A 24158-nucleotide genomic window follows, 5' to 3' on the forward strand; every position below is an offset into this window, starting at 1 on the left:
TCTCAACCTCTAAACTACAATTAGGAGTAGAAAGGTTGGGAGATTTTTATGATGTCAAAAGAGCAGATCAAGCAGTGGATCAAAGAGAAAAACATGAAGTCAGTGGACGACGTACAGTCAGCGTTAAAGGATCTATTCGCAGACACAATCCAAGAAATGCTGGAAGCTGAAATCGAGTCCTCTCTTGGATACGCCAAGCATGACATGAAAAACAAGCGGACAACCAACAGTCGCAATGGGTATAGCAAGAAAACCGTCCGTTCTGAGTACGGGGATGTCGACATCCAAGTCCCTCGGGATCGAGAGGGTGATTTTGAACCAAACATTGTAAAGAAACATCAATCCAATGTTACAGGGATCGAAGATCAAATTCTTGCTCTCTATGCCAAAGGCGTATCCACACGCGATATCCAAGACCATCTGCAGCAGCTCTATGGCATCGAAGTCTCACCAACGCTCATATCAAATGTAACGAATAAGATTGTACCGATGATCAAAGAGTGGCAAAATCGCCCCTTGCAAGCGGTTTATGCTGTTGTTTTCCTTGACGCCATTCACTTTAAGGTAAAACAGGACGGAGCTATCGTCAATAAAGCCGCCTATATGGTCATTGGTATTGACCTTGACGGTCATAAAGATGTGCTTGGGATCTGGATTGGGGAGAATGAATCGGCAAAATTCTGGCTGCATGTCCTCAACGAACTGAAAAATCGTGGAGTCCAGGATATTCTCATTACAAGCGTCGATAATCTTCGTGGCTTTACAGAAGCCATCTCTGCATGTTATCCGAAGACGGAGATTCAGAAATGTGTTATCCATCAAATCCGAAATTCCATCAAGTATGTTTCCTATAAGGATCTCAAAAAGATCACGTCCGAGCTAAAACCTATCTACAAGGCTCCAACGGAGCAAGCCGCGTTGGAAGAACTCGATCAGTTTGAACAAACCTGGGGCAGTAGATATCCCTTGATGGTTCGTTCCTGGCGGAATAACTGGGACGAGATTGCCACTTTCTTTAAATATCCTCCAGAGATTCGAAAGCTGATTTATACAACTAACGTGATCGAGAGTTATCATCGACAGCTTCGAAAGGTGACAAAAGGAAAAGCCATGTTTCCCACAGATGATGCCCTTTTGAAGATGTTATATCTCGTAACCATGGATGTTCTACGAAAGTGGACGGGACGAGTTCAGAACTGGGGCCAGATTCTCTTACAGCTATCCGTTTTCTTTGAAGATCGGGTACAGCCGTACATCCGTTAACAAATGAAAGGCTTCATCCCCGAAGGGATTATCTTTTTCTCCACCAACGCGTCAAGGGTTCACTTCGCCTCACGCCCTTGACTCTATTGGTTTCGAAAAATGGCCCAATTAGGGGGATGAAACCTTTTCATATATTGGTTGATTGAGTTTACACAAAAATCTTGACAGACCCTTACTGGGTAGCCCCATACTATATATTCCCTAATTGTTCTTTATATTTTTCAACTCCGTTCATAATTTTCGTAATATCTTCGGATTCTAACTCTTCCTTCAATGACATTGATGCAATATCACTAATCATGATATTCAATTCATCTTTTATATCCTCTCTAAGATAGCCTTTATCGAGACAAAGAAGAGCGATTGTCAGATAAACAACTAACTTTTCAACCTGACTGTTGACAATCCCACGGTGATATTCGACAAGCAATTTTTCCGTTACTTGCGATAAAGATAGCCCCTCATCTAGGAACTCTTCAAAATCATCAATAATATACTGCTCAAGTTCCTTATAACTGCTTAGCATTGGCATCTTCACCTCTCTAATTTTTAAACTCCCCTGAGTAGACATTCAATTTGATATTTGGGTATTCTTGTCTGAACTTCAGAATAATATCGGAACAGCTTCCGCAAGCAGGTAATTCCGTGAATAAATCAATTGTGCCTTTAACTTGCTTGTTATTCCCTAATTGATTTGCTATATCCTCTAAAATTTTGCGTTCAGTGTCATTATCCCTAGGAAAAGCCCCCTCACCGTTAACTTCCCCTTTTTGGTTTACTGATTTTGCAGGGAATTGACCCTCGCCTGTTACTGTTGAAAAACCGTCGGCATTCTCCTTATGAATCCTACTATGGGCTTTAAACTCTGTTTTAAGTCCGGAAATATTCACATCTGCCACCGCAACATTACCGTAATTCTTATACTTGTTTGGCAATGTATCACGAATAGCTTGTGCTCTAGCTTGGAACATTTCAACCTTTTGGGCATAGGTGAGGTTACCCGTCCCCTTAGAAGAAAAATACTGTAAATCCATCGGTAACAAGAATTTTGATCCACTCTGCTCAGTACTGCTCTTCACCACAGCCTGCGCCGTTTCCTGCCCGGTAGAATACGCTTTGTTTAGTCCAATCGATCCGCCGGTCACCAGCAGCGCCCCGATGGCCGCAGCAATTACCGCCTTGCGGTAATCCACCTTTTCCCCACGCGCCCGGTCATCCATCACGCTGACGGCAAAGCCTTCGCCAGCCCCCGCCGTTTTGCTCCGCAGGACTGTCGTTGCCAAACTGCGGGAGATCGCACTGCCGATTTGCCGAAAGCCCTGGCTGATTTGCGTCCCTGCTTTTCTCGTGAACCCTGTGACAGCCCGGACAGGTACCGTCTTTTTCACGGTCTGGACGATGGACTGCATTTTGCTGCCCGTCGTCTTCGCCACGGTACGCAAGCCGCTTCCCACGTTGCTTGCCAGCTTCCCGATGCCTTTCCCCGTATTTCGTCCGAGGCTGGCCACTGCCCGGTACACACTGCTGTTTTTCACAGCATTTCCTGCGCTGCTGACAGCACTTCTTACATTCTTCGCTACAGACGCTGCGCTCTGGGCCAGGCGCGTTTGCCCGATGCGTGCTGCAACAGCTCTCAGAGCGCCGCCTGCTTGCTTCGCTGTGCTTGCCAGAGCGCTGCGAAGAGCATTCCCCGCCTTGCCTGCCGCGCTCGTTGCCGACCGTACCGCATTTGCTGCTTGTGTTCCCAAGCGGGCTGCGGCACGGCCAACCGAGGTTTGCCGCACCCATCTGGCTGCCGCCCCTGCCGCTTGCGCTCCTTTGCCAACGGCGGTCCGGACAGCGCTGGTAGCCCGGCTCGTCAAAGCGGATGCTTTGCCAAGGGCATTTGCCACCGGTTTGAGGCGAGCGACTGCCGTAGCCGCCTTTCCAATTAAAGCGCCGGCCCCAAAGCCCGCTGCCGACAGTACGCCGCCAAGCGCCATTTCCCGCAGCAGCTCATCGCCGCGCATGCCAAAGGCGTACCCGATCACACCGGAAATCCCTTCGCCGACCAGGATCGAGACGCCAAACGGCAGCAGCGGTGGAAAGAACACGCCGCCCACGGTGAGGGCGACACCTGCTGTCGTGACCAACACGACCTCCCAGTGGTCCGCAACCCATTTTCCTGCATCGACGACCGCGTCAACGACGGTAGTCGCGACGTCTTTCACAGTATCTACGACGGTGTCAATAGCGTCCTTTACTGTTTCTTTTACGCTATCCACGGTGGACTCCCAAAGCTCCAAGCCTTTGTCGAGCGCTTCGGAGGCTCCGCCGATCAGCCAATCCCAAAAGCCTGGCTTGCCCTCTTTTGCTTTCAGTTCGTCACCTTTCCCAACGGGGTCGCCGCTTTTTGGGTCAAGATCGCTGGCTGTAGGATCAAAAGGAGCGCGGGTGTTTTCATGGGCTGGAGTACCGTGCTCCGGGTCTCCGCCTTTGCCTCGGTCATCTCCACCTTTGCCTAGGTCGTCTCCACCTTTGCCCAGGTTGTCTCCACCTTTGCCCCGGTCGTCTCCGCCTCTGCCCAGGTTGTCTCCGCCTTTGCCCCGGTCGTCTCCGCCTCTGCCTAGGTCATCCCCATCCCCGCGCAAATGGCCCGGTATCCGCCCGTCCCACATTCCTTCCGCATATGTCGCGTACATGATCCTGAATCTCATCAGCTCGTCGGGAGGTGCGCCCTCTCTTCTGGTTCCGCCCGAAATCGCATCATTTCGCTCATCTGCGCGCAGCATGTTTGGCTTTGGCTTGTCTGCTGCATACGTGGCCAGCGGCAGACAAAGAATCATTGCCAGAATCAATAACAAATAGTGCTTCCGAATCACCAGTGCTCCTCCTTATTTCTCCGGACATTCCTTTTTCTGCAATCGTCTCTTTTCCATATGGTAGTATTTGGATGAAAAGGCCACATGCAGCAAAAGTATGAAAATCCAGTGGGTACAACGGAGCAAGAGGAGAGCTCTTATGCCTGCGAAACAGGAAAAAGGCCGGAGATTAGTCTCCAGCCTTTTGGCTTGATACACACTTTCAGTTGTTGTTTACTCTTGTACCATCGCTTCGTATTTGTCTGCGTCCATCAGCTTTTTGAGCTCGCTTTCGTCAGACAGCTCCACAACGATCATCCATGCTTGCTCATAAGGAGAAGAGTTTACCAGCTCCGGCGCGTTTTCCAATTCGCCGTTTACTTCTACTACCTTCCCGCTGACAGGAGCATACAGTTCAGAAACGGTTTTTACCGATTCCACGCTGCCAAAAGGTTCGTCCTGTGTAATCGTGCTGCCCACCTCTGGCAGTTCGACAAAGACGATGTCGCCCAGCTCGGATTGAGCAAAAGAAGTAATGCCGATATACGCCTTGTTTCCTTCTACACGAACCCACTCGTGCTCTTCGCTGTAAAGAAGATGTTTAGGAAATTCCATCGTTCACGTATCCTCCTATCAGGTTCAATCAGGTACTCCATATTAATTGGACAGAGGGCCTAGGAATCCTCTTCAATCCCCAAAATTCGGTGGAGACGTTTTTTCACCAGGTTCAAGCCTTTTTCGCCAGCCTGGAAGTGGCGAAGCTGCAGGTTTTCATCGAACAGGTAGAAAGCCGGGACGTACTCATTCTGGAAGGCGTCTACGGTCTTCATTTCGTTGTCGATCGCGATCGGATGTGTCAGCTTGTGCTCGACGATCGTTTCCTTGATCTTTTGGATGTCTGTATCGGCCTCCGAGCGTGGCATGTGGATTCCGATCACCTTCAAGCCGTTCGCCGCGTATTTGTCGCGCCACTCCAGGATTTGCGGCATCGATTCCTTGCACATATAGCAGCTTACGGACCAGAAATGGATCAATACGGGACTTCCTGCCAAATCAGCTTTGCTCACCTGGCCGTTTACCCATTCGGTAATCCCCGGGAAATCGGGCAATTCTTCGCGCAAACGCATCAAAAACAACCCCTTTCAAATGATCGTGGAACGAGAAAGACAGCAATCTTCCCGTCTTATTTGCCTCTTTTTTGTAAAAAAAGGGCCTAACAACTGGTTGTGTTAGACCCTTTTTCGTAAAAGGAGCAAGCTTTATATGGCTGCCCCGATCAATCGCGCTCCAATGCGGATGCTTACTTCGCAGTCAGGTGGCTTTGACCTGGACGCCAGTTAGCTGGGCAGAGACCGCCGGATTGCAGAGCTTGCAGAACGCGCAGTGTTTCTTCTACGGAACGGCCGATGTTCAGGTCGGTTACAACTTGGTAACGCAGAACGCCTTCCGGATCGATGATGAACAGACCGCGGAATGCTACGCCGCCTTCTTCATCCAGTACGCCGTAATCGCGAGCGGTTGTTTTCAGGAAGTCGGAAGCGAGCGGGTAGTTCAGGCCGCCCAGACCGTTTTGATCGCGAGGAGTGTTGATCCATGCGCGGTGGGAATGCTTGGAGTCTACGGATACACCGAGAACTTCCGCATCCAGGTCTTTGAAATCTTCGATCGAATCGCTCATCGCGATGATCTCAGTCGGGCAAACGAACGTGAAGTCGAGTGGATAGAAGAACAGTACCAGCCATTTGCCACGGTAGTCGGAGAGAGATACCTTTCCGAAATCTTGACCATTGCCCAGAGCTGTTTCCATTGTGAAATCAGGAGCTGGAAGACCTACAAGACGTTGTGCCATATGTAAAACCTCCTTGGAATAAGTTTTTTCACCTACATGTTCCATCATAGCAACCTTGTTGTTTATAGTCAATACAATGTAGGAATCATTTTCAATTGATTGTCGTTTTTGTGGTGCCAGATGTATCCTTTCCGCTTTCACAGCACGATATACATCTGTTTTGCTATCTTCTGCCGTTCAACAGGCCGCTTTTTGCGATCCGCTTGGCCGCTTCCCGCAGCAGGTCCGGCGGCTGCACCAGCGCGATCCGCACGTACCCTTCTCCCTGCTCGCCAAAAGCGCTTCCAGGCACGACCACGACCCCAGCCTCCTCCAAAAGCGCAAAAGCGAATTCGCGGGAGTTCCAGCCAGACGGAATTTTTGCCCAGACGAACATCGTCGCCTTGGGCGGCTCGATGACCCAGCCTGCCTCTCGCAGGGCTTTGATCAGGACATCGCGCCGCTCCTGATAAATTGAAGCAACCGTGTTGTCCTCCCCCGCTTCCCGGTCGCGCCTGAGCGCGGCAACAGCCATTTTTTGAACCGGCAGGAAGACGCCGTAGTCTACATTCGACTTGACGACTGCCAGCGGCTTGATGATCTCCGCGTTGCCGACCACATAAGCGATGCGGCACCCGGCCATGTTGAAGCTTTTGGAAAAGGAATTGAATTCGATGCCGATGTCCTTGGCCCCATCTGCCTGCAGAAAGCTGGGCGGCCGGTAGCCGTCAAAGGCCATTTCGGAATAAGCGAGATCATGCACGACAATCACATCGTGCCGCTTGGCAAAAGCGACAGCCTCTTCAAAGAAGGAAAGCGTCGCGACCGCCGATACCGGATTATTGGGATAGTTCAGAATCATGAAGCGAGCGCGTTTGGCCACCTCTTCCGGTATGGCATTCAGATCGGGCAAAAAAGCGTTTTCTGCCCGCAGCGGCATGGGGTATGGCTCCGCACCTGCCAGATGAACGCTGCCGGCATAAATCGGGTAGCCGGGATCGGGCACCAGCACGATGTCTCCGGGATCGGACCAGGCCAGGGCAAAATGAGCAAGACCGTCCTGAGAACCCATCAGGGAGTGAATCTCCGAGCGCGGGTCCAGCTCGACGCCAAAACGGTACTGATACCAGTGGGCCACCTCCTGGCGAAACTCCTCTGTTCCGTCACTCATCGGGTAGCCAAACGCACCCGGCTCCCGGATCGCCTCGGCCAGCGCCTCCACCAGCTCCGGAGCTGGCGGCTGATCAGGGCTGCCGATGCTCAGATCGATCACTGAACGCCCCGTTGCAACGCTCTTTTTTCGTTCGGCCAGTTCGGAAAAGATTGCCGAAGAAAGCTGTTCAAGGCGCCTGGAAGGGGTACGCATCGTCAGCGTCCCCCCCAAGCCTTTTCATACTCCTCTTCCTTGAACCCGACCGTAACTGTTTTTCCGTCAGAGACGAGCGGCCTTTTTAGCAGCTTCCCGTTGGAGGCCAGCAGCTTCAGCATCTCGTCTTCCGTCATCGATGGCAGCTTGTCCTTTAAGCCGAGCTCGCGGTAAAACTGGCCGCTCGTGTTGAAAAACTTGGTCAAGGGAAGTCCGCTTGCCTGCCACATGCTGCGCAGCTCGTCTTCTGTCGGAGGGGCATCCACGATCGGGATCTCCTCGATGGCGATATTGTGTTGGTTCAGCCATTGCTTGGCCTTTCGGCAGGTGCCGCATTTGTCGTACAGATAGGCTTTGATTGTCATGGAGCATATCCTCGCTTTCTTATCAAGCATCATGGTGTCTCGAATACCTGCTTGCTGTATCCCCAGTGTTTTCCTTTATTTTAACGCAGTTCCCGCGTTTATCAAACGGCTCCCTTAACAACGCGACGGCACATCGCCAGTCTGCCGGATCAAGACTTGTCCGTAAGAGCCTGTCTACCGAACAATCGACAATGTTTTCGTAAACTGGACCCCGTCCTTGGCTTCATACGGAATTTCCAACAAAGCGTAATCGTTTGCAAACGAGCGGTCTTCACTGTTTGCATAGTCGTACGTCTGGTACTTCACCGTTACTTCCTCTATCCATAGCGAAACATCCTCTACTTCCACCGAATCCGTCGGCGAAGACGACGTTTTGATGAGCACATACGTTTTTTTGCCATCGCGCAAGTATTCCGTTTTCCATTCCGGTGAGGCAAGCAGCGGCTCCAGCCAGTCCTGCACGTTTTTGGGCACTTCCTCCTTTTTCACCGCCTGATAGAGCGGAGCGACTGAACCGACATCTCCCGGGGACATGCCGTTAAAGCGCTCGACTGTCCAAATCTGGTCATAGGCTAGCCATTTTTTCATCTCGATTTCATACGCGGTGCCATCCGTAGTGGTTGCCAGCAGGATACGCGGGTTCACCGTCCGGCTGGTCGTCTGAAAGGTATTCAGCTTTTTTCCGAGCTTTTTCTCTACAAATGTGCGCAGCACCCATTTGTAATCCCTGCTGCGCGGTTCGGCCATCATTTCCTGCTTGTCTTTTTCCGTGATTTCAAAGCTTCCGCCTTTGTCGTCCGTCCGCCGAAAAGCATCCAGGATTGCATCGTGGTCGATGAAAGCGGGCTCCTTCGCGTTTTGCTCGGCCGCCTCAGCCGGTTGTTGAGCACTGTTTGCCGGAGGGGATGCTTCAGCGGCGGGAGCCTGATTCTGGAGCTTTGACCGCAACGCTTCGTTTTCCGCTATGACCCTGCCTGCCTGTTCCTCGTTTCTTTTGCTTTCCACATCAGTTCCTACCATATACCCGGCCCAAGCGCTTCCACAGATCAGCAACGCTGTCGCGACGGATAATGCCCATGTACGCATGAAGTGCCCTTCCCTTCCCCAATGGCTAGTTATTTGGATAAGAAAAAAGCAGCCGATCATGTCTGGCTGCCTTTTTCCTTCTAGACGTTTTTTATTCCGTTTTTGTTTCTGCCACATTCCCCGTACCCCGCTCGGCAGGATCTGCTTCCGCCCGGGGGTTCGCCTGCCACGTCCTGGCAAGCGGCGAGTAGGGGATGCCCAGCGGATCGGCCTGGGCTGCTTCTGCCAAGGTACCCGTCAACGGTTCCGTATATTCAATGCGCTCCGGTGCCATGCCGATCGCCTCCTCCAGTCTTTTGTTTCAGTCTGGAGGAAAAGCGGCCGCTTTATGCAGAAGCGCTGACTTGCACCTGATAGCCGGCGTGCTTTCTCGCCTGGAATACGCCGTTCTCAAAAATCAGATACTGTGCCTTGACGCCGACCAACTTGCCGCCGACGCTTTCCTGCTTGTCCAATGTGAGCGAGTTGATCTTGTCCAATGACTCCAGGATCGGATAGGTAATGTCTATCCACTCGTCCTCACGGTAGCGAAAGGCTTTGAACTCGTCCGGGAAATGCGCGTACACCTCGTCTCTGAGGCTGAGCAGGTCCACCTCGCGGACATCGCCCTTGAGCATTTTTCTCCAGTTCGTCTTATCCGGCAAAAATTGGCTAAGATGGAATTCAAGCTCACCTGCCATGCGGCGTGTCGGTACCTCTGCGATCGGGATCGCGCGAATGGCTCCCTGGTCGACCCAGCGCTTTAGCTGATTGTTTTTCCTCGTCAGGCCGACTTTTACATCACTGGAAACAGCCAGATAAACGTAGTGCGGAATCATGCAATGAGTCTCGCCAAAGCTGGCATCCCGGCATGTTCCCTGATCATAGTGGCACTCGTGAGGCTTGACGATGCACAGATCGTTCTCCGGAAGCTTCGTAAAACAGGGATAGCAATACCCGCTGTTAAAGGTTTTGTTCGTTTTTCGTCCACAGGCGATACAGTTTTTCTCGCCCAGAAATGAGATCGTTATTTCGCTGCCCAGCAGCTCATTTAACGGCAGTCTCTCTTCGCCCAGCTGCAAATAGTAGTCAACAGGCTGATCCTTGCCGTGATACTGATGGGTCAACCCGTGCAAAATACCGCGGAGTTCCACCGTATTCTCTCCTCTCCTATGTACAGTCCTTTCATTTTACCATATCCCGCTCGCAGGCTGATTGCTGTTTTCTTTTGGCAGGATGATTTGAGTTGTGCGGGTGAAGCTAAAAGATAGTTACTTGGAAGGAGGGATTGTTCTGCGCTATCGAGCGTTCATTCTGTCTTTCATCGCCTGTCTGCTGTTCGGGGTGGTGCCGACAGATGCGGCAAGAAGCCCTCTTCCTGCCTATGAGCCGATTCACCGGATCGACACAACCAACAAAGTGGTTGCCCTTACTTTCGACGATGGCCCCGATCCCAAATACACGCCCATCATCCTGGAGGTTCTGCACCGCAACAAGGTTCCCGCCACCTTTTTTGTGCTTGGCTCTCAAGTAGACAAGTATCCCAAGATTATGCACTGGATCAAGAAAGCAGGGCATGAAATCGGCAACCACGGCTATCATCATGGCGATTTGAACAAATTGACGGAGCAGGAGATTTACGAAGAAATCAAGCTGGGGGAAAAATCGATTCTCCGTTCTACCGGCGTGCTTGCCCAATATTACCGGCCCCCGGGGGGAGTCTTGACGCATGACGTCATGAATGCAGTCCAGTCCTGCGGCTATGACATCATCCACTGGTCGGTCGACCCGCGCGACTGGTCTTTGGCCCGGACGGCTTCCCACATCGCCAAAAGCGTCAAGAACGACGTGGCTCCCGGAGACATTATCCTGTTCCACGACGGCGGGCTGAATCAGCGGGAAACGATTGCCGCGCTGCAGGAGTTGATCACCGATCTGCGGAGGCAGGGCTATCGGTTCGTTACGGTCAGTCAATTGCTCGATGTGAAAGGAAGCAAGCGAGACGCGAACAAGAAGTAAAAATGCCCCCTGTATCGGGGGCCGATTTTTTTATACCGGTCGCTATGCCGAGGTCTTGCGCAAAAATGCCCGCAACCGCTCGTTTTTCGGATTGGACAACAGGGCTTCGGGTGCTCCCTCCTCCATGATGACGCCTTGATCCATGAAAATCACTCTGTCGCTCACTTCCCGGGCAAATCCCATCTCATGCGTGACGACGATCATCGTCATGCCTTCCTTGGCCAGATTCTTCATCACTGTCAAGACTTCTCCGACCAGCTCCGGATCCAGTGCCGAGGTCGGTTCGTCAAACAGCATGACCTTGGGGTTCATCGCCAAGGCTCTGGCAATCGCCACCCGCTGCATCTGTCCTCCGGAAAGGCGATCCGGATATACATCGGCCTTGTCCTCCAGCCCCACCTTTTTCAGCAGCGCCAGGCCCTGTTTTCTCGCATCCTCGGGGGTCATCTTTTTTACTTTGATCGGCGCGAGCGTAACGTTTTCCAGAACCGTTTTGTGCGGAAACAGGTTGAAGCGCTGGAACACCATTCCTACCTCTTCGCGCACCTTGTTGATGTCCACCCTCGGATCGGACAGGTCGTGGCCGTCAATCACGATGCGCCCGGCCGTCATCTCTTCCAATTGATTCAAGCAGCGCAGAAACGTGCTTTTTCCCGAACCCGACGGGCCGATCACGCATACGACCTCGCGTTCCGCCACTTGTGTCGTGATTCCTTTGAGCACCTGCAGGCTGCCGTAATTTTTTTTCAAATCCGTTACTTGGATAATCACGCTTCCGTACCCCCCGAACATATTCTCTCTTGTCTTATGACCAATTGTACCGCAATTTTTAGAAAATTGCATGAGTTTGTGAAATGACAGGCATGCGTAACCGGAAAGAGAAGAGCAAATGCTACATCTGAGGTGGTTTTCCATGAACCGTAAAAGATGGACGGCACTCTTTCTTGTACTGGCTGTTTTTGTCCTTGGCATCGGCGTCGAAAGCATCTTTGGAGGCATGCGCAATCTGACCGACCATCCCGAGTATGCCTGGGATGAACATGTCGTCTCCGGCTCCGGTACGGCCAAAATCGTACAGCTTTACGTCAATGGCACGATCACCAGTGAGCGCTCCACTGCATCTGTCACACCGATGGCCGACCTGTTGACCGAACAAATCAGGTGCATCGAGGAGGACGAGCAAGTAAAGGCAGTCGTCCTGCGGATCGAAAGCCCTGGCGGAGAGGTAGTCGCTACGGATGAACTGCACCGCCGCCTGCTGCGGCTCAAGGAGCTTCGCCAAATCCCGCTCGTTGTCAGCATGGGCTCGACTGCCGCATCGGGAGGCTACTACCTGGCTACAGCGGGAGATGCCATTTTCGCCAATCCCAATACGCTGACAGGCAGTCTGGGCGTCATTTTTACCCTGACCAACTACAGCAATGCCATACACAAGCTGGGAATCCAGGAGTATGCGATCAAAAGCGGACGCTTCAAGGATATCGGCAGTCCTGCCCGTCCGCTCACAGAGCCCGAGCGGCAAATTTTCCAAACGCTGGTCAACCAAAGCTACGATCGCTTTGTCGATGTAATCGTAAAGGGAAGAAGCCTCCCCCGGGAGCGCGTCCTGCAAATAGCCGACGGCCGCATTTACTCCGGCGAGCAGGCGAAGCGGCTGGGACTGGTGGATCGCTTTGGCGATCTGGAGGATGCTACCCGCTATGCCTTGACCCTGACTGGACTGCCGGAAGCGCAGATTGTTCGCTTTACCGAAAACATATCGCTTGGCAATCTGATCTTCCGCATGCAGCGTTACTGGTCCAACCCTGATCCGCTCGGCCTTGAGCGCATTTTGCAGCAGGGCTCGACACCCAAGCTGTTGTACCAGTTTATCCCGTAACCATTTCTAATGGAGGTGTCCGCCATGCGGGACCAATCGTCGTCTGAAGCTGATTTTCCCGAATCCCTGCTCTCCGCTGATGCCGCCGCACGGACCGCGCTTGTCCAAGGCTTCGCAGGAGCCGAGCCGTCCGGAAGCGAGGATGCCTCCCAGGAGGCCAGCTATGCGTTTGCCGGCTTCTGGATTCGGGTCGGGGCTGCTCTGCTGGATGGACTTTTTCTCACCGGCATCAGCTTTTTGATCTTCAATCCGCTCCGCCGGGCTTTCACTGCCGGGCCGGACGTCTTTTCGTACATCGACTTGCTGGAAATCGTATTCGACTTCGCCTATGCCATCCTGCTGACCTGGTGGACGGGACAGACACTCGGAAAGCTCATCACCGGCATCCGCGTGGTCAATGCCCGCCAGCACCGCAGCCAGTTGACGCTGGGGCAGGTATTGCTGCGAGAGGTTGTGGGCAAATTTCTCTCTGCCCTGCCGCTGGGACTGGGGTATTTGTGGGCAGGGTGGAACCGGAAAAAGCAAGGCTGGCACGATCTGATTGCCAGGACGTATGTCATCCGAGACAGCAAACGTACGTAAGCCGAAGCAAAAGAAAAGGACTCGCCTTTATGGAAAAAGACGAGTCCTTTTTGCCCGGGTTTTACCTGCTTGCATTGTTCACAGTCGGAGCAGGCGTGGATGGCGTGTCATCGGAAAAGAACGGGATCACGATCAGACTGATGATAAAAAACAGAATCCAGATCATTCCCCGCTTGAAAACACAGGGCGTCATCATCAGGCAAACCCCTTTCTGGGAAAGATGACTGTATCCCTACGCTTCCCCTCTCTTCACATTTTTATGCTTATGACGCCACCGCGGTCTCCTGAGAAGAGCGGGTCGTGCGGAAAAACAGGCAAGCAGCGGCAAAACCGAACAGCAAAAGCCCCATCAGCCAGAAGATGCTCCGCGGGTCCCAGACCTGGATCAACAGTCCGTTTACATTGGGGGCCAGGATGCTGGCGACGCCGAAATTCATGCTGGCAATGATCCCGGCTGTAGGGACCATCGCACCCGGCAAAATATCGGTCGCAAAGGCAAGACCGAGCGAGTAAAAGGAACCGACAGCCGCACCTGCAATCGCCAGCAGGAACATCATCATCCAGACGTTGTCGCCGCTGAGCGGGAACAGGATGAACGCCACGGCTCCGACGAGCGCACAGGCAAACATGACCCGCTTCCGGCCGATCCGGTCACTTAATGAGCCCAACGGAATTTGCAAAATGATGCTGCCCACTACAAAGGATGGCAGGATAACCGATACCCACTCGATGGAAATGCCGGTCCGCAAAGCGTAAACCGGAAAGCTTCCGTTTAAAGACGTTTCCATAAATCCGTACAAAAACGACGGGATCAGCGCCAGCCAGCTTAACCGGAATACAGTGGTGTATTTGTTCTGTTTTTTCACACCGGCTTCAGTTGCCTTGATCTCTTCGGGAAAATCATTGCGGATGCGCGCCAGCAGAATAAACGCTGCCGCATACAACACGGTCAGTGCGGCAAACGGCGCCCAAAATCCTATCGGAAGCAGGTTGATCCCCAGCGGCCCTATGCTGAATCCGATGCCGTAGGCCAGACCGTAGAGCGACAAATCCCGTCCGCGCCTCTCCGGAGCGGCGATCTTGGTCACCCACATTTGACTGGCGTAGTGAAGACCGGAGTCGCCGATTCCCATCAGCATGCGGAGAACAAACCAGACCGCCAGATGGGAAAACACCGGAATCAGGACGGTGGCTGCGGTCACCATTAACAGCCCGCACAGAATCGTCGACCGATAACCGATCCGGCGCAGCGGGATTTCCAGCCAGGGTGACACAAGCAATATACCGATATACAAAGCGGCTGCATTCAACCCATTGGCGACCGATGAAACTCCCTGCTGCTCCAGCATCACGGCCAAAAGCGGAATCGTCAGCCCCTGGCTGGCTCCCGCAATGACTACGACCAATATCAGCACCCAAAAGGTAAAACGTGTTGAAGACATGATGTATGCGTTCTCCTCTCCTGCACTCACTCTCTCTATTCATAATCTCCCCTCACCCGGCGGCAAGGTCAAGATCAATCGCTATTGTTCTACTGTAGCAGAGATTTGCCCCTGCTGTAGCTGGTACATTTTTTGATACAGGCCATGCTGCGCCATCAGCTCGTCATGCGTGCCCCGCTCGACGACTTCGCCGCGGGACAGAACGAGAATCTGGTCGGCATGCTGAATCGTAGACAGGCGATGCGCGATGATAAACGTCGTGCGCCCCGCCGAAAGCACGTGCAGCGCCTCCTGGATCGCCGACTCTGTCTCGCTGTCGATGCTCGCTGTCGCTTCGTCCAGGATCAAAATAGCCGGATCGGCTGCGAGCGCCCGGGAAAACGAAATCAACTGCCGCTGTCCGGCAGACAAGGTCATCCCCCGCTCCACGACGGGTTCTTCGTATCCTTCGGGGAAGTGGCGTATAAACTCATCTGCCCTGACTGCCTCCGCCGCCTGTTTTACATCGTCATTCGTAAGCTTGTCATTGTACAAGCGAATGTTGAATCCGACACTGCCGGTAAACAAAAAAGGGTCCTGCAGCACCAGCCCTACATGGCGGCGAAGCGTCCGCGTATCCATTTCGCCCATGTCCATGCCGTCGATCAGGATGCGCCCTTTCGTCACCGGATAAAAGCCGAGCAACAGATTCATCAGCGAGCTTTTTCCCGACCCGGTGTGGCCGACCAGCGCTACCGTCTGTCCCGGCTTGGCCGTGAACGACACATCTTTCAAGACGTATTGATCACCCTGATAGGCAAAAGAAACGCGGTCAAAGACTACCTCTCCGCGCGAGCGCTCGATAGCCTTGCCTCCCTTCTCCTCTTCAGCCGGCGTATCGAGAATGTCAAACACGCGCTGCGAGGAGATGGCAGCCTGCTGCAATTGCGAAAGACGGTTCATAATCATGCTGATCGGCTCGAAAAAGCGTCCCATGTAATCGACGAAGGCAAACAGCGCGCCGAACGAAATGGCGCTGTGAAACGAAGTCGAGCCGAAATACCAGACAATCACCGTGAGAGAGATTTTCCAGATGAGATCAACGGCTGGTCTGAGCAAAAGCGACTCCAGGTTGTTCTCCTTCAGACGAACCCGAAAATACTCTTCGTTTACCTTGGCAAACTCCTCTTGAACCCCCGACTCTCGGCGAAACGCCTGGACGATCGTCATGTTTTGAATCATCTCGTTGATCGTGGCGTTCATATCGCTCAGCCTGCTGCGGATGACCGCATAATAGCGCGAGCTGAAGCGATGGTAAACGATAATGAGCGCGACGATCAACGGCACGCTTAAAAAGCAAAACAGGGCAAGCTGCGGCTGCAGGACAAAAAGCGCGATCAAAATCCCCACGAGGTATACCCCGTTCTGCACAAAAGTTGCCAGAACGCTGACGTACAGTTCACGAATGGCCTCCGTATCGTTGCTCACGCGGGAGACGATCTGACCGACCGGTGTCTTGTCAAAAAAGGAGACCGGCAGCTTCTGCAGGTGGGTGAACAAAATCATCCGCATGCGCTGGATGATGCGTTGAGCTGTCATCTGCAGCGTCAAAATTTGCGTATAGTTGCATGCCGCGCTGATCAGGATCAACAAGGCATAGCCGCCTGCCAAAAGCAATATCGGCGCAATCTCCCTGCTGTACAGCGCCTTCACCTCGTCCGCCGTCAAGCGGATTCCCTCCGCCTGATCAACCTCCTGCCCCGAGCGAACGAGCGTCGCCTTGACCCGCTCCCTTCCCTCGACGGCCGGAAGCGGCAAAAGCTTCGGCTCCCCGTCCTCGGACAACTCACGGTCCAGCATATAGTAGGTCGTTCCCTCGGTCACGACCTGTGTCTTTTTCGCCTTTTGTGCATCATCCGGAGGCAAGGACGACAGCCAATCCTCCCGGACGTAATACTCATCCGCCAGCCGGATCGCGATCTGGTTTCCTTCAATGGTAAGCGGTTCCTTTTCAAAGCGATACCACGTCTTCTGAACCGCCAGAATGTGATTGTCAATCATCACTTTTGCCAAAAAGGGGCCGGCCAGTTCCGCGGCAGTACCGAGCAGGAGCAGCAGCAGGGCCCCTGCGATCTGTCTGCGAAACGGCATGGCGTACTCTACAAGCCGCTTCCATACTTGTTTGCCGTTCATTACACGTTCCCCTCTCTCCCCTTAACCCGCGACGTCTTGTTCCATCTGCTGCCTGCGGTACTGCTCCGCATACCAGCCGTTTTGCGCCATCAATTCATCATGCGTCCCCCGCTCCACGATCCTGCCCTCGTCCAGCACCAAAATCAACTGGGCATGCTGGACCGCAGAGAGCCGGTGGGCGGTGATGATCGTCGTCTTTCCTTTGCGTTCATCGCGGAGGTGGCGAAGAATGCTTTCCTCCGTCCTCGCATCGACTGCGGACAGACAGTCATCGAGAATGAGGATGTCAGCGTTCATCAGCAGGGCACGGGCAATCGAGATGCGCTGCTTCTGTCCCCCTGAGAGGGTGACCCCTTTTTCACCGACCATGGTTCCGAGCCCTTCCGCGAATTGCGCTACATCGCCTTTCATTTCGGCCAGGGAGAGCGCATGCCACACTTCCTCTGTAGTCGCCTGCGGCGAGCCGAAAGCGACGTTCGCTTCGATCGTTCGGGAAAACAGCAGATGCTCCTGGGGAACGTAGGCGATTTTCCCGCGCAGGGCAGACAGCGAAATCCGTTCTACCGGCTTCCCTCCGACAAACAGGGCGTCCGACTCTACCGGGTACTGATGCAACAGAGTCCGGCAAAGCGTTGACTTCCCGCTTCCCGTCCTGCCCACGATCCCCAGCGTCTCTCCTTCGTGCAGCATGAAGCTGATATCCGACAAGGCGTCCTTCTCTGCCTGCGGATAGCGGAAGGTAAAGCCTCTCGCCTCGACAGTATTGTCCGGAACATCTTCCACCACAGTTTCGCTGTCCACCACGTCAGGCCGTTCGGCGAACAATTCCGACAACCGCTTTTGCGAAGCGCTCCCCCGCTGAAGGATGTTCATCAGCCAGCCAAAGGCAAACATCGGCCAGATGAGCAGCCCGAGGTAAAGGTTGAATGCGACCAGATCGCCCAGGGAAATCGCGCTGGAAAAGACAAGGTAGGTCCCGTAGCCAAGCCCGATGAGAAAGCTGAAGCCGATGATAATGCCGATCGTCGGTTCGAACAGGGCGTCGATCCGGGAAACGCTGATATTCCGCTCCATCGTCTTCTCACTGACCCGGCGAAACGCCTCCACATCCTCTTTTTCCTGTACAAAAGCCCGCAGGACCCGGACGCCTGAGACGGACTGCTGCACATGGTCGTTCATCTCGCCAAACGCTTCCTGGGCCAGGTAAAACCGGTCGTGCAAAAGCTTGCCGTAATAAGCGGTCGCCCAGGCCAAAAACGGCATCGGAATAAGTGCCGCCAGCGTCAACTGCCAGTCGATGGCCACCATCATGACAGCCAAAGTCAACAGCGTGGCGAACAGGGAGTCGACCAGCGTCAGTACGCCCATCCCTGCTGTCTGTTCGATTGCGGGAATGTCGTTGGTAGCCAGCGCCATCAAATCACCGGAACGACGGCGCGAGTAAAAGGACGGCGACATCCGGGTCAAATGGCCAAACAGCCGCTCGCGAAGCGTCCGCTCCAGCATCAGCGAACCGCCGAACAGCAGGTACCGCCAAAAGAAACGGAGCCCGTACAAGATAAGGCCAATCAAAAGCAGCGTGACAATCGTCGTCGCCAATCCAGATGTCGTCAGCGATCCATTGCGGATTTGATCCACCGTTTGCCCGATCAGCCGGGGAGGCCACAGCATGAGCAGATCAATCAAAAACAGAAAAGCAATCCCTACTGTATATCGTTTCCAATATTTTCTGAAAAACCAGGACAATTGCCGCAAAATATCCACGCCGTCCGTCCCTCCTTCCTTATCCTATTAGAAAACTTGGCTCCGCCATGATTGTGGCGGAGCCTCCGTAATCCGGTTATCAACAGGGACGACTTTGACCCTGTCGATCAAAAGAAAGGGATGCGATATACGCAATCCCTTTTCCAATATCTTCATGGTAGTTTACACAAAATTTCTTGTCAATCCAGCTTTTTCTATCGGCAGCAAAAAACTGAAGGACTCAACGCCACTCTGACGCCAGCATGCCGTAGACGGCGTGATCGACGTAATGATCGTAGAGAAATTCGTTGCTTCGCAGGATTCCCTCCAGCTTGAACCCGAGGCGCTCCGGAATGGCCCTGCTCTTTTTGTTCTCGGTAGCGGCGTGAATGGCGACCTTTTGCAAGTCCCACTCGCCAAAGATCAAGTGATCCAGATAGGCCGAGACGGCGGCCGTCATCAGTCCGTGCCCGGTGTACTGGGCTCCGAGCCAATACCCGATGGACGTCTTCCGGTTTGTCCAGTCGATATGATGTACGCCCACTGTTCCTGTCAGACGACCGTTGTACCAAATCCCGAAATGGGTGCCCTGCCTGCGGCTGTCCTGATCCAGAGTGGCAGAGATGAACCTTCTGGTATCCGCCACGTTTGTGACGATATCCAGCCACGGAAGCCATTCGCGCAGATGGAGACGATTGGTATCGGTCAGCCAGAACATTTCCTCTGCATCGGCAAGCTCCAAGCGCCTCAACGCTGCATGCTGCGTTATCGGAATAACCTTCATGTCATCTCTCCCCTTCTTCAAAAGTGAAAAAGAGCGCCCGAGGGCGCTTTTGTTATACAGCCACGATTTATTGCTTGGAATTGCGGATATCTTCCGGCTTGAAAATGCCGGTTTCGGTGACGATTGCCGTTATATATTCCGCTGGCGTTACGTCGAATGCCGGGTTGTAGACCTTGATGCCGTCCGGAGCCACCTGCTTGCCCAAGCCGTGCGTGATTTCCTCCGCCGGACGCTCCTCGATCGGAATGTCCGCTCCCGTCGGCGTTTCCAGATCGACAGACGACAGCGGTGCAGCCACGTAAAACGGGATGCCATGGGCTTTCGCCAGCACGGCAACGCCATACGTTCCGATTTTATTGGCGACGTCGCCGTTCGCCGCTACGCGGTCGGTTCCTACGATGACAGCCTGCACTTTTCCCTGCGCCATCACCATGGCCGCCATGTTGTCGCAGATCAGCGTGACGTCGATTCCCGCCTGCTGCAGCTCGTAGGCGGTCAGCCGCGCTCCCTGGAGCACCGGCCTCGTTTCGTCAGCGTATACCTTCAGGTTCCAGCCGCGTTCCTTGGCCAGATAGAGCGGAGCTGTCGCCGTCCCGTAAGCGGCGGTAGCCAGCGCCCCTGGATTGCAGTGGGTCAGGATGCCCATTCCATCCTGCAGCAAGGTGAGGAGGTGTTCGCCTATCGTCCGGCATACTTCGGCATCCTCGCGCTGTATCGCGAGAGCTTCGTCCAAAACCGCCGCTTTCAACGCGTCTACCGGTTTTTCTCCCTCCTGCTGGACGCGTGCTTTGACCCGATCGATCGCCCAGAACAGGTTCACCGCTGTAGGGCGTGCTGTCGCCAGGTAGTCAGCCTGCTCGAGCAATTGATTCCAGAGGGCTGACGAATCTGCCGCTTCGCTGTTCCGCACGCCGAGGTAAAGCCCGTATGCCGCAGCCATCCCGATCGCAGGGGCGCCGCGAACCTGCAGGTGGCGGATTGCCGCCCATACTTCCTCAGACGTATGGAGGGAAAGAAAGACTGTTTCTACCGGTAAACGCGTCTGGTCGAGCAGAAGAAGAGAGTCTCCTTCCCACTTTACAGGTGCGAATGCTTCATGAATTGTGGTCATACCGCTGCTGCCTCCTGATCAAATCTTGTTGTCGCATTGCGAACGATGTCTGTGATGTCGGTCGAATCTTCGATGCCGCCCCGCTTCAGGATCAGCTCCTGACCGATCAGCAGTGCCAGCCGTTCCGCTTCGGCACGGGTTTTTTCGTCGCTGATGCTGTTCAGATCGGCGACACCCGCCAGCCCGATCACGCGGCGAAGGATTTTACAGCCTGCAAACCCGGCCGTATCCTGGATCAACCGCTTCACGTAGCTCTGCCAGAGCCCTTCTACATGTGCGCTGCGCTCTTTCGCCTGCTTGTGCCATAGCTGGACGAACTGGGAGACGAACTCGTTCCAGACGTCTTCGACAGTTGTAAGCAGGTATTCGCGATAAGACTCCCGCTTTCCTCCATCCTTCTCCAGTCCGTGCTGGCCGGCATAATTCAGGAGCAGATTGGCGATTACCGCGCCGATGTCAAAGCCGATCGGGCCGTAGTAAGCGAATTCCGGGTCGATGACCTTGGTCGAGGTTTCGGTGACGAAAATGCTGCCTGTATGAAGGTCGCCATGCAGCAGCGCCTCTGCACGGGTGAGGAAATCGTACTTCAGCTTGGCGATTTCCAGCTTGAGCGGCTTGTTCTTCCAGATTTCCTCCACTTCCCGCCGAATCAGCGGGTTGAAGCTGTTGGTCGGCGCATTTTCGTAAGGATCGGTAAACACCAAGTCTTCCGTAATTTTGCACAATTCCGGATTCAAGAATGTTCCGACAAGCGCTTTTTTCTCGTAGGGATGCGCTCCCAGATCAGACGTGAAAAAGAGCGTGTGGGCCATGAAACGTCCGATTTGCTTCGCGAAATTTGGATAGCGTCGCCCCTCGATCAATCCTTTGCGCATCAGGATGTGATCGCTGAGATCCTCCATGACGGTCAAGGCAAGCTCCTGATCGTAGTGGTACACCTGCGGCACGAGGTCCGGAACGTATTTGTACTGGATGCGCAGCGCTTCACTCTCGATGCGGGCGCGATCAAGCGTCAGCGGCCACGACTCGCCTACGACGCGGGCATAAGGCAGAGCCTGCTTCACAATCACGCTTTTGCCGGTCGCTTCATCGCGGATGTGAAAGACAAGATTCAGGTTGCCGTCGCCTATCTCGCGGGAGGACAGGATAGCCCCTGCTTCAAACAGGCCGGGCAGCTCTTTTACATACTGTACTGCTTCTTGTTCACTCAAAGCACGATAAGCCATAACTTGTTTCTCCCCTCACGTGAATCGATTTGGATCTTTCCAGCGGCTTTCCCGGCCCATTCAGCAGGGGATAATTCCGCACGGTATGTTGCAGGCTGCGCCTCCGATCAAGCCGTTTTTGCAGCCAGACATGCAAAAAGACCTCTTTTCCCGAAGAAAAGAGGTCGTATACGTACGCGGCAGGGCGTGTCGTCTCCCCCTTATCTTCCAGAATACTTTTGCTTCTGCAGGAATTAGCACCGTGCACATCGCTTGCAATCGCGCCGTCAGTCTAGCTGACAGGCAAGCGCTGTGTCGGTTGCCGGGTATCATCGGGCCAGTCCCTCCACCTTCTCTGGATAAGGTATCCAACGTATGCTGTTTTGATTAGTTTGAATCATACACGCGGCTATGCACGCTGTCAACACTCTTTTTTGTTTTTTGCCAGTCGGCTGATCCTCGGCCTTACCAGCTGTTTTGCTGTCCGCTTGCACTCGGACGATTCCAGTTCCACCAGTCAATTTGTCCTACGAATGCGGCGGTGATGGCAGCTTCCTGCTTCAGCTTGAGCAGTTCCTTGGTCGGACCGGTGACGACGATTCCATACGTTTTGATACCGTTTTTCTCCAAATACCGATAGCGCTCGTCGATCTTCAATCCTGATCTGCTGTTGAACAGGCTTTGTCCGATCGATCTGCTCAGCCTCTCCTGCTCGGCGAGGTATTTCATCTCCTCCACGTACGCCCGGGTGCGGCGATCTGCTTCGCCATTTACCTGAATCGGTCCCGGTCCATAGTCCAGCCCATGTTCGGAAAAACCCCAGACGTCACCGGCCGAAAGCAGCAGCACGCCTTCTTTGGCATCCTCATGCAGCACCTCCTGTCCGGTATCCACGGCCAGCCAGGTAAGGTCCAAATTATACGGAGCCAGGAAAGCGTACATTTCCTCCAGGCTCATAAACCGGTCAAAGGAAATCGCCAGTTGCGATACCGTCCCCTCCGGCAGCATTTCAAGCGTCTTCCACGCGGGCTCGCGTCTGAAAGAGGTATCCTCCTGCAGCTTCGTCTGAAGCGGGAACAGGAAAAACAGATTTTTCTTCCGAACGCCGTCGTTCCATACCGGGCGGGAGGATACTTTGGTAAACACATTCGTAGTCTCGAAATACCCTGGCTGCTGACGGTCGCCCCCCACCTTTTCGCGCAGCTCCATTTGAATGCTGCCATAAAAAAGGCCAACCTGCGCGCCGCTGCTGCCTGCTACGATCCCCGGCTGAGTGAAATTCACCAAATCCTTGGAGACGCGAAACATATCTTCATACAGCGACCGGCCAATCCAATAGTTGACAAACAACAGGACAAAGCCGATCAGCAGCGAGATCCCCACCGTGTAGGCGGCGTTGGACAGCCTGCTCTTCCACTTTCCCCAGCGGATGATGGAGCGCTGCTTCTCCTCCGGCAAAAAATCCGCGGCTTTGTCTTCCGGTTCTGTCTGCATCAGCCCGCCTCCCAGCAAAAGCTCCTCCAGTCGCTCCGCATACTCCGGGTCGTCTGCGAGACGCTGCCTCAATCGCGCTGTCTCCTCAGCGCCAAGCTCCCCCCGCAGATAAGCGAGAAGGAGCTGATCGCGCTCCCGGCTTTTTTGCTTATGATCCTCCAGCTTGCCGTTATCCGCCATGTTGACCGTCCCCCCACCATTTTCGCATCTTCAATCGTCCCCGGTAGATCGACCGCTTCACATCGGCCACATCGATGCCGAGGACGTCGGCTATTTCCGCATAGCTGAGCTTTTCCGCATGAAGCAGCAGCACCTGTCGCTGTTTTTCCGGCAGCCCCCGGAGAACAGTCTGCACGAGGGCCGCCGTCTCCCTAGCCAGTGCCGCCGATTCCGGACTGACCGCCGCCTGATCCGCCTGCTCAGGCAAGGTGTCGATCAGTTGAACAGGCCTGCGCTTTTGCTTGCGGTGCCAGTCGATAAACGCGTGGTACGCTACCTTGAACAGCCAAGGACGCACTTTTTCTCCCCGATAGGTATCCAGGTGCTGAAAGGCACGGAAAAAGGTCTCCTGCGTCAGATCCTCCGCCCAGCCTGCATCGCCGGTGAGCTTGCGGAGGTAGCGGTATATGTCATTGACGTGCAGGCGGTACACATCCTCCACTCCTGCCTTTCCCATTCCTTCACACCCTTTCACCTGATACCACGCCTTTTTTTAGAAAAAGTTCCACCTGCAGCAAAATTTTTAATGCTCAAAACAAGGGTTGACTCCCGAAAAGGAACAGCATATCATGGGGTTATCGCAAGTCAAATGCATACTGTACATGAAACTCTTATCGCGAGCTGGCTGAGGGACTGGCCCTATGATGCCCGGCAACCGGCGCTTACCCTGCAAGGGGGGCGAAACGGTGCTAATTCCAACGGTGAGAGTCGAAGCCGCTGACGAAAGTCTGCCACTTCGACCCTGAACCGAGAGATGAGAGGAGACGAAAACGTTATCGGA

24 protein-coding genes and 2 riboswitches are annotated in these 24158 nt (G+C 53.9%); of the genes, 4 read left to right on the forward strand and 20 right to left on the reverse strand.

The features are described from left to right. Positions 1-48 precede the first annotated feature (48 nt). On the forward strand, positions 49-1263 hold the full coding sequence (locus NST37_RS20495; RefSeq protein WP_251247396.1) for an IS256 family transposase: 1215 nt from the start codon (positions 49-51) through the stop codon (positions 1261-1263). A 190-nt stretch (positions 1264-1453) separates the two neighbouring features. On the opposite strand, the gene NST37_RS20500 is transcribed toward NST37_RS20495, so the two are convergent. The 10 genes from NST37_RS20500 to NST37_RS20545 all read right to left on the reverse strand — a co-directional run bounded on the left by NST37_RS20500 (position 1454) and on the right by NST37_RS20545 (position 9881). Next, positions 1454-1789 (reverse strand): Imm3 family immunity protein, encoded by a 336-nt coding sequence (locus NST37_RS20500; RefSeq protein ID WP_024984113.1) that lies wholly within the window; start codon positions 1787-1789, stop codon positions 1454-1456. A gap of 16 nt (positions 1790-1805) precedes the next feature. Beyond that, positions 1806-4124 carry a deaminase domain-containing protein gene (locus tag NST37_RS20505; RefSeq protein ID WP_339185718.1) on the reverse strand — a complete coding sequence of 773 codons (2319 nt, stop codon included), beginning with the start codon at positions 4122-4124 and terminating at the stop codon, positions 1806-1808. Between the two features lie 213 nt (positions 4125-4337). Then, entirely contained in the window at positions 4338-4718 is a 381-nt protein-coding gene (gcvH, locus tag NST37_RS20510) for a glycine cleavage system protein GcvH (RefSeq protein ID WP_003391386.1), read from the reverse strand. Between the two features lie 59 nt (positions 4719-4777). Continuing rightward, the gene (locus tag NST37_RS20515; protein WP_003391383.1) at positions 4778-5230 is read right to left on the reverse strand and encodes a redoxin domain-containing protein; all 453 of its coding nucleotides are present in this window, start codon (positions 5228-5230) and stop codon (positions 4778-4780) included. A gap of 173 nt (positions 5231-5403) precedes the next feature. Then, positions 5404-5952, reverse strand: coding sequence for a peroxiredoxin (locus NST37_RS20520; RefSeq protein ID WP_003391382.1), 549 nt, complete (start codon positions 5950-5952; stop codon positions 5404-5406). 163 nt (positions 5953-6115) lie between these two features. Beyond that, on the reverse strand, positions 6116-7297 hold the full coding sequence (locus NST37_RS20525) for an LL-diaminopimelate aminotransferase (protein WP_031931594.1): 1182 nt from the start codon (positions 7295-7297) through the stop codon (positions 6116-6118). Positions 7298-7299: 2 nt separating this feature from the next. After that, the gene (locus NST37_RS20530; protein ID WP_003391378.1) at positions 7300-7662 is read right to left on the reverse strand and encodes an arsenate reductase family protein; all 363 of its coding nucleotides are present in this window, start codon (positions 7660-7662) and stop codon (positions 7300-7302) included. Between the two features lie 174 nt (positions 7663-7836). Continuing rightward, positions 7837-8748 carry a hypothetical protein gene (locus NST37_RS20535; RefSeq protein ID WP_339185721.1) on the reverse strand — a complete coding sequence of 304 codons (912 nt, stop codon included), beginning with the start codon at positions 8746-8748 and terminating at the stop codon, positions 7837-7839. 91 nt (positions 8749-8839) lie between these two features. Further along, the gene (locus NST37_RS20540; RefSeq protein WP_035990993.1) at positions 8840-9022 is read right to left on the reverse strand and encodes a hypothetical protein; all 183 of its coding nucleotides are present in this window, start codon (positions 9020-9022) and stop codon (positions 8840-8842) included. 52 nt (positions 9023-9074) lie between these two features. Further along, on the reverse strand, positions 9075-9881 hold the full coding sequence (locus tag NST37_RS20545) for a DUF2797 domain-containing protein (protein ID WP_339185722.1): 807 nt from the start codon (positions 9879-9881) through the stop codon (positions 9075-9077). Between the two features lie 178 nt (positions 9882-10059). On the opposite strand from NST37_RS20545, the gene NST37_RS20550 reads away from it, so the two are divergent. Further along, entirely contained in the window at positions 10060-10746 is a 687-nt protein-coding gene (locus NST37_RS20550; protein ID WP_227278116.1) for a polysaccharide deacetylase family protein, read from the forward strand. Positions 10747-10788: 42 nt separating this feature from the next. On the opposite strand, the gene NST37_RS20555 is transcribed toward NST37_RS20550, so the two are convergent. Next, the gene (locus tag NST37_RS20555; RefSeq protein WP_003391369.1) at positions 10789-11517 is read right to left on the reverse strand and encodes an amino acid ABC transporter ATP-binding protein; all 729 of its coding nucleotides are present in this window, start codon (positions 11515-11517) and stop codon (positions 10789-10791) included. A gap of 142 nt (positions 11518-11659) precedes the next feature. On the opposite strand from NST37_RS20555, the gene sppA reads away from it, so the two are divergent. After that, the gene (gene sppA / locus NST37_RS20560) at positions 11660-12625 is read left to right on the forward strand and encodes a signal peptide peptidase SppA (RefSeq protein ID WP_339185724.1); all 966 of its coding nucleotides are present in this window, start codon (positions 11660-11662) and stop codon (positions 12623-12625) included. A 24-nt stretch (positions 12626-12649) separates the two neighbouring features. After that, positions 12650-13207 (forward strand): RDD family protein, encoded by a 558-nt coding sequence (locus tag NST37_RS20565; RefSeq protein ID WP_003391365.1) that lies wholly within the window; start codon positions 12650-12652, stop codon positions 13205-13207. Between the two features lie 61 nt (positions 13208-13268). On the opposite strand, the gene NST37_RS20570 is transcribed toward NST37_RS20565, so the two are convergent. The 9 genes from NST37_RS20570 to NST37_RS20610 form a co-directional block, all read right to left on the reverse strand. Further along, positions 13269-13403 (reverse strand): hypothetical protein, encoded by a 135-nt coding sequence (locus NST37_RS20570; RefSeq protein WP_255320332.1) that lies wholly within the window; start codon positions 13401-13403, stop codon positions 13269-13271. A gap of 67 nt (positions 13404-13470) precedes the next feature. Further along, positions 13471-14649, reverse strand: a complete 1179-nt coding sequence (locus NST37_RS20575) for an MFS transporter (RefSeq protein WP_327925993.1) — start codon at positions 14647-14649, stop codon at positions 13471-13473. 81 nt (positions 14650-14730) lie between these two features. Beyond that, a complete protein-coding gene (locus tag NST37_RS20580) occupies positions 14731-16821 on the reverse strand; it encodes an ABC transporter ATP-binding protein (protein ID WP_339185726.1) in 2091 nt (696 codons plus the stop codon). Positions 16822-16842: 21 nt separating this feature from the next. Beyond that, on the reverse strand, positions 16843-18585 hold the full coding sequence (locus NST37_RS20585) for an ABC transporter transmembrane domain-containing protein (protein WP_024985567.1): 1743 nt from the start codon (positions 18583-18585) through the stop codon (positions 16843-16845). Positions 18586-18805: 220 nt separating this feature from the next. Further along, positions 18806-19348, reverse strand: coding sequence for a GNAT family protein (locus tag NST37_RS20590; protein ID WP_003391355.1), 543 nt, complete (start codon positions 19346-19348; stop codon positions 18806-18808). A 67-nt stretch (positions 19349-19415) separates the two neighbouring features. Further along, positions 19416-20459, reverse strand: coding sequence for an S-methyl-5-thioribose-1-phosphate isomerase (mtnA, locus tag NST37_RS20595; protein ID WP_003391354.1), 1044 nt, complete (start codon positions 20457-20459; stop codon positions 19416-19418). Continuing rightward, a complete protein-coding gene (mtnK, locus tag NST37_RS20600) occupies positions 20456-21685 on the reverse strand; it encodes an S-methyl-5-thioribose kinase (protein WP_003391352.1) in 1230 nt (409 codons plus the stop codon). The genes mtnA and mtnK overlap by 4 nt, the downstream gene beginning before the upstream one ends. Positions 21686-21882: 197 nt before the next feature. Then, positions 21883-22030, reverse strand: a riboswitch (SAM riboswitch). 99 nt (positions 22031-22129) lie between these two features. Further along, positions 22130-23338, reverse strand: a complete 1209-nt coding sequence (locus tag NST37_RS20605) for an anti-sigma factor (protein WP_003391350.1) — start codon at positions 23336-23338, stop codon at positions 22130-22132. Further along, on the reverse strand, positions 23328-23834 hold the full coding sequence (locus tag NST37_RS20610) for a sigma-70 family RNA polymerase sigma factor (RefSeq protein WP_003391347.1): 507 nt from the start codon (positions 23832-23834) through the stop codon (positions 23328-23330). Before NST37_RS20610 ends, NST37_RS20605 begins: the two co-directional genes overlap by 11 nt. A 151-nt stretch (positions 23835-23985) precedes the next feature. Beyond that, positions 23986-24138: riboswitch (SAM riboswitch) on the forward strand. The last annotated feature ends 20 nt before the right edge of the window (positions 24139-24158 follow it).

Source organism: Brevibacillus sp. FSL K6-6036 (assembly GCF_037964015.1).
Classification (GTDB): Bacteria; Bacillota; Bacilli; order Brevibacillales; family Brevibacillaceae; genus Brevibacillus; species Brevibacillus borstelensis.

What these genes read in the sequence shown, in the direction of transcription:
- NST37_RS20525 (WP_031931594.1), bottom strand. Translation starts at nt 7,297, where the DNA reads ATGCGTACCCCTTCCAGGCGCCTTGAACAGCTTTCTTCGGCAATCTTT.
- NST37_RS20500 (WP_024984113.1), bottom strand. Translation starts at nt 1,789, where the DNA reads ATGCTAAGCAGTTATAAGGAACTTGAGCAGTATATTATTGATGATTTT.
- NST37_RS20590 (WP_003391355.1), bottom strand. Translation starts at nt 19,348, where the DNA reads ATGAAGGTTATTCCGATAACGCAGCATGCAGCGTTGAGGCGCTTGGAG.
- NST37_RS20575 (WP_327925993.1), bottom strand. Translation starts at nt 14,649, where the DNA reads ATGTCTTCAACACGTTTTACCTTTTGGGTGCTGATATTGGTCGTAGTC.
- NST37_RS20495 (WP_251247396.1), top strand. Translation starts at nt 49, where the DNA reads ATGATGTCAAAAGAGCAGATCAAGCAGTGGATCAAAGAGAAAAACATG.
- NST37_RS20605 (WP_003391350.1), bottom strand. Translation starts at nt 23,338, where the DNA reads ATGGCGGATAACGGCAAGCTGGAGGATCATAAGCAAAAAAGCCGGGAG.
- NST37_RS20580 (WP_339185726.1), bottom strand. Translation starts at nt 16,821, where the DNA reads ATGAACGGCAAACAAGTATGGAAGCGGCTTGTAGAGTACGCCATGCCG.
- mtnA (WP_003391354.1), bottom strand. Translation starts at nt 20,459, where the DNA reads ATGACCACAATTCATGAAGCATTCGCACCTGTAAAGTGGGAAGGAGAC.
- NST37_RS20520 (WP_003391382.1), bottom strand. Translation starts at nt 5,952, where the DNA reads ATGGCACAACGTCTTGTAGGTCTTCCAGCTCCTGATTTCACAATGGAA.
- NST37_RS20540 (WP_035990993.1), bottom strand. Translation starts at nt 9,022, where the DNA reads ATGGCACCGGAGCGCATTGAATATACGGAACCGTTGACGGGTACCTTG.
- gcvH (WP_003391386.1), bottom strand. Translation starts at nt 4,718, where the DNA reads ATGGAATTTCCTAAACATCTTCTTTACAGCGAAGAGCACGAGTGGGTT.
- NST37_RS20535 (WP_339185721.1), bottom strand. Translation starts at nt 8,748, where the DNA reads ATGCGTACATGGGCATTATCCGTCGCGACAGCGTTGCTGATCTGTGGA.
- NST37_RS20515 (WP_003391383.1), bottom strand. Translation starts at nt 5,230, where the DNA reads ATGCGTTTGCGCGAAGAATTGCCCGATTTCCCGGGGATTACCGAATGG.
- NST37_RS20530 (WP_003391378.1), bottom strand. Translation starts at nt 7,662, where the DNA reads ATGACAATCAAAGCCTATCTGTACGACAAATGCGGCACCTGCCGAAAG.
- NST37_RS20610 (WP_003391347.1), bottom strand. Translation starts at nt 23,834, where the DNA reads ATGGGAAAGGCAGGAGTGGAGGATGTGTACCGCCTGCACGTCAATGAC.
- mtnK (WP_003391352.1), bottom strand. Translation starts at nt 21,685, where the DNA reads ATGGCTTATCGTGCTTTGAGTGAACAAGAAGCAGTACAGTATGTAAAA.
- NST37_RS20565 (WP_003391365.1), top strand. Translation starts at nt 12,650, where the DNA reads ATGCGGGACCAATCGTCGTCTGAAGCTGATTTTCCCGAATCCCTGCTC.
- sppA (WP_339185724.1), top strand. Translation starts at nt 11,660, where the DNA reads ATGAACCGTAAAAGATGGACGGCACTCTTTCTTGTACTGGCTGTTTTT.
- NST37_RS20570 (WP_255320332.1), bottom strand. Translation starts at nt 13,403, where the DNA reads ATGATGACGCCCTGTGTTTTCAAGCGGGGAATGATCTGGATTCTGTTT.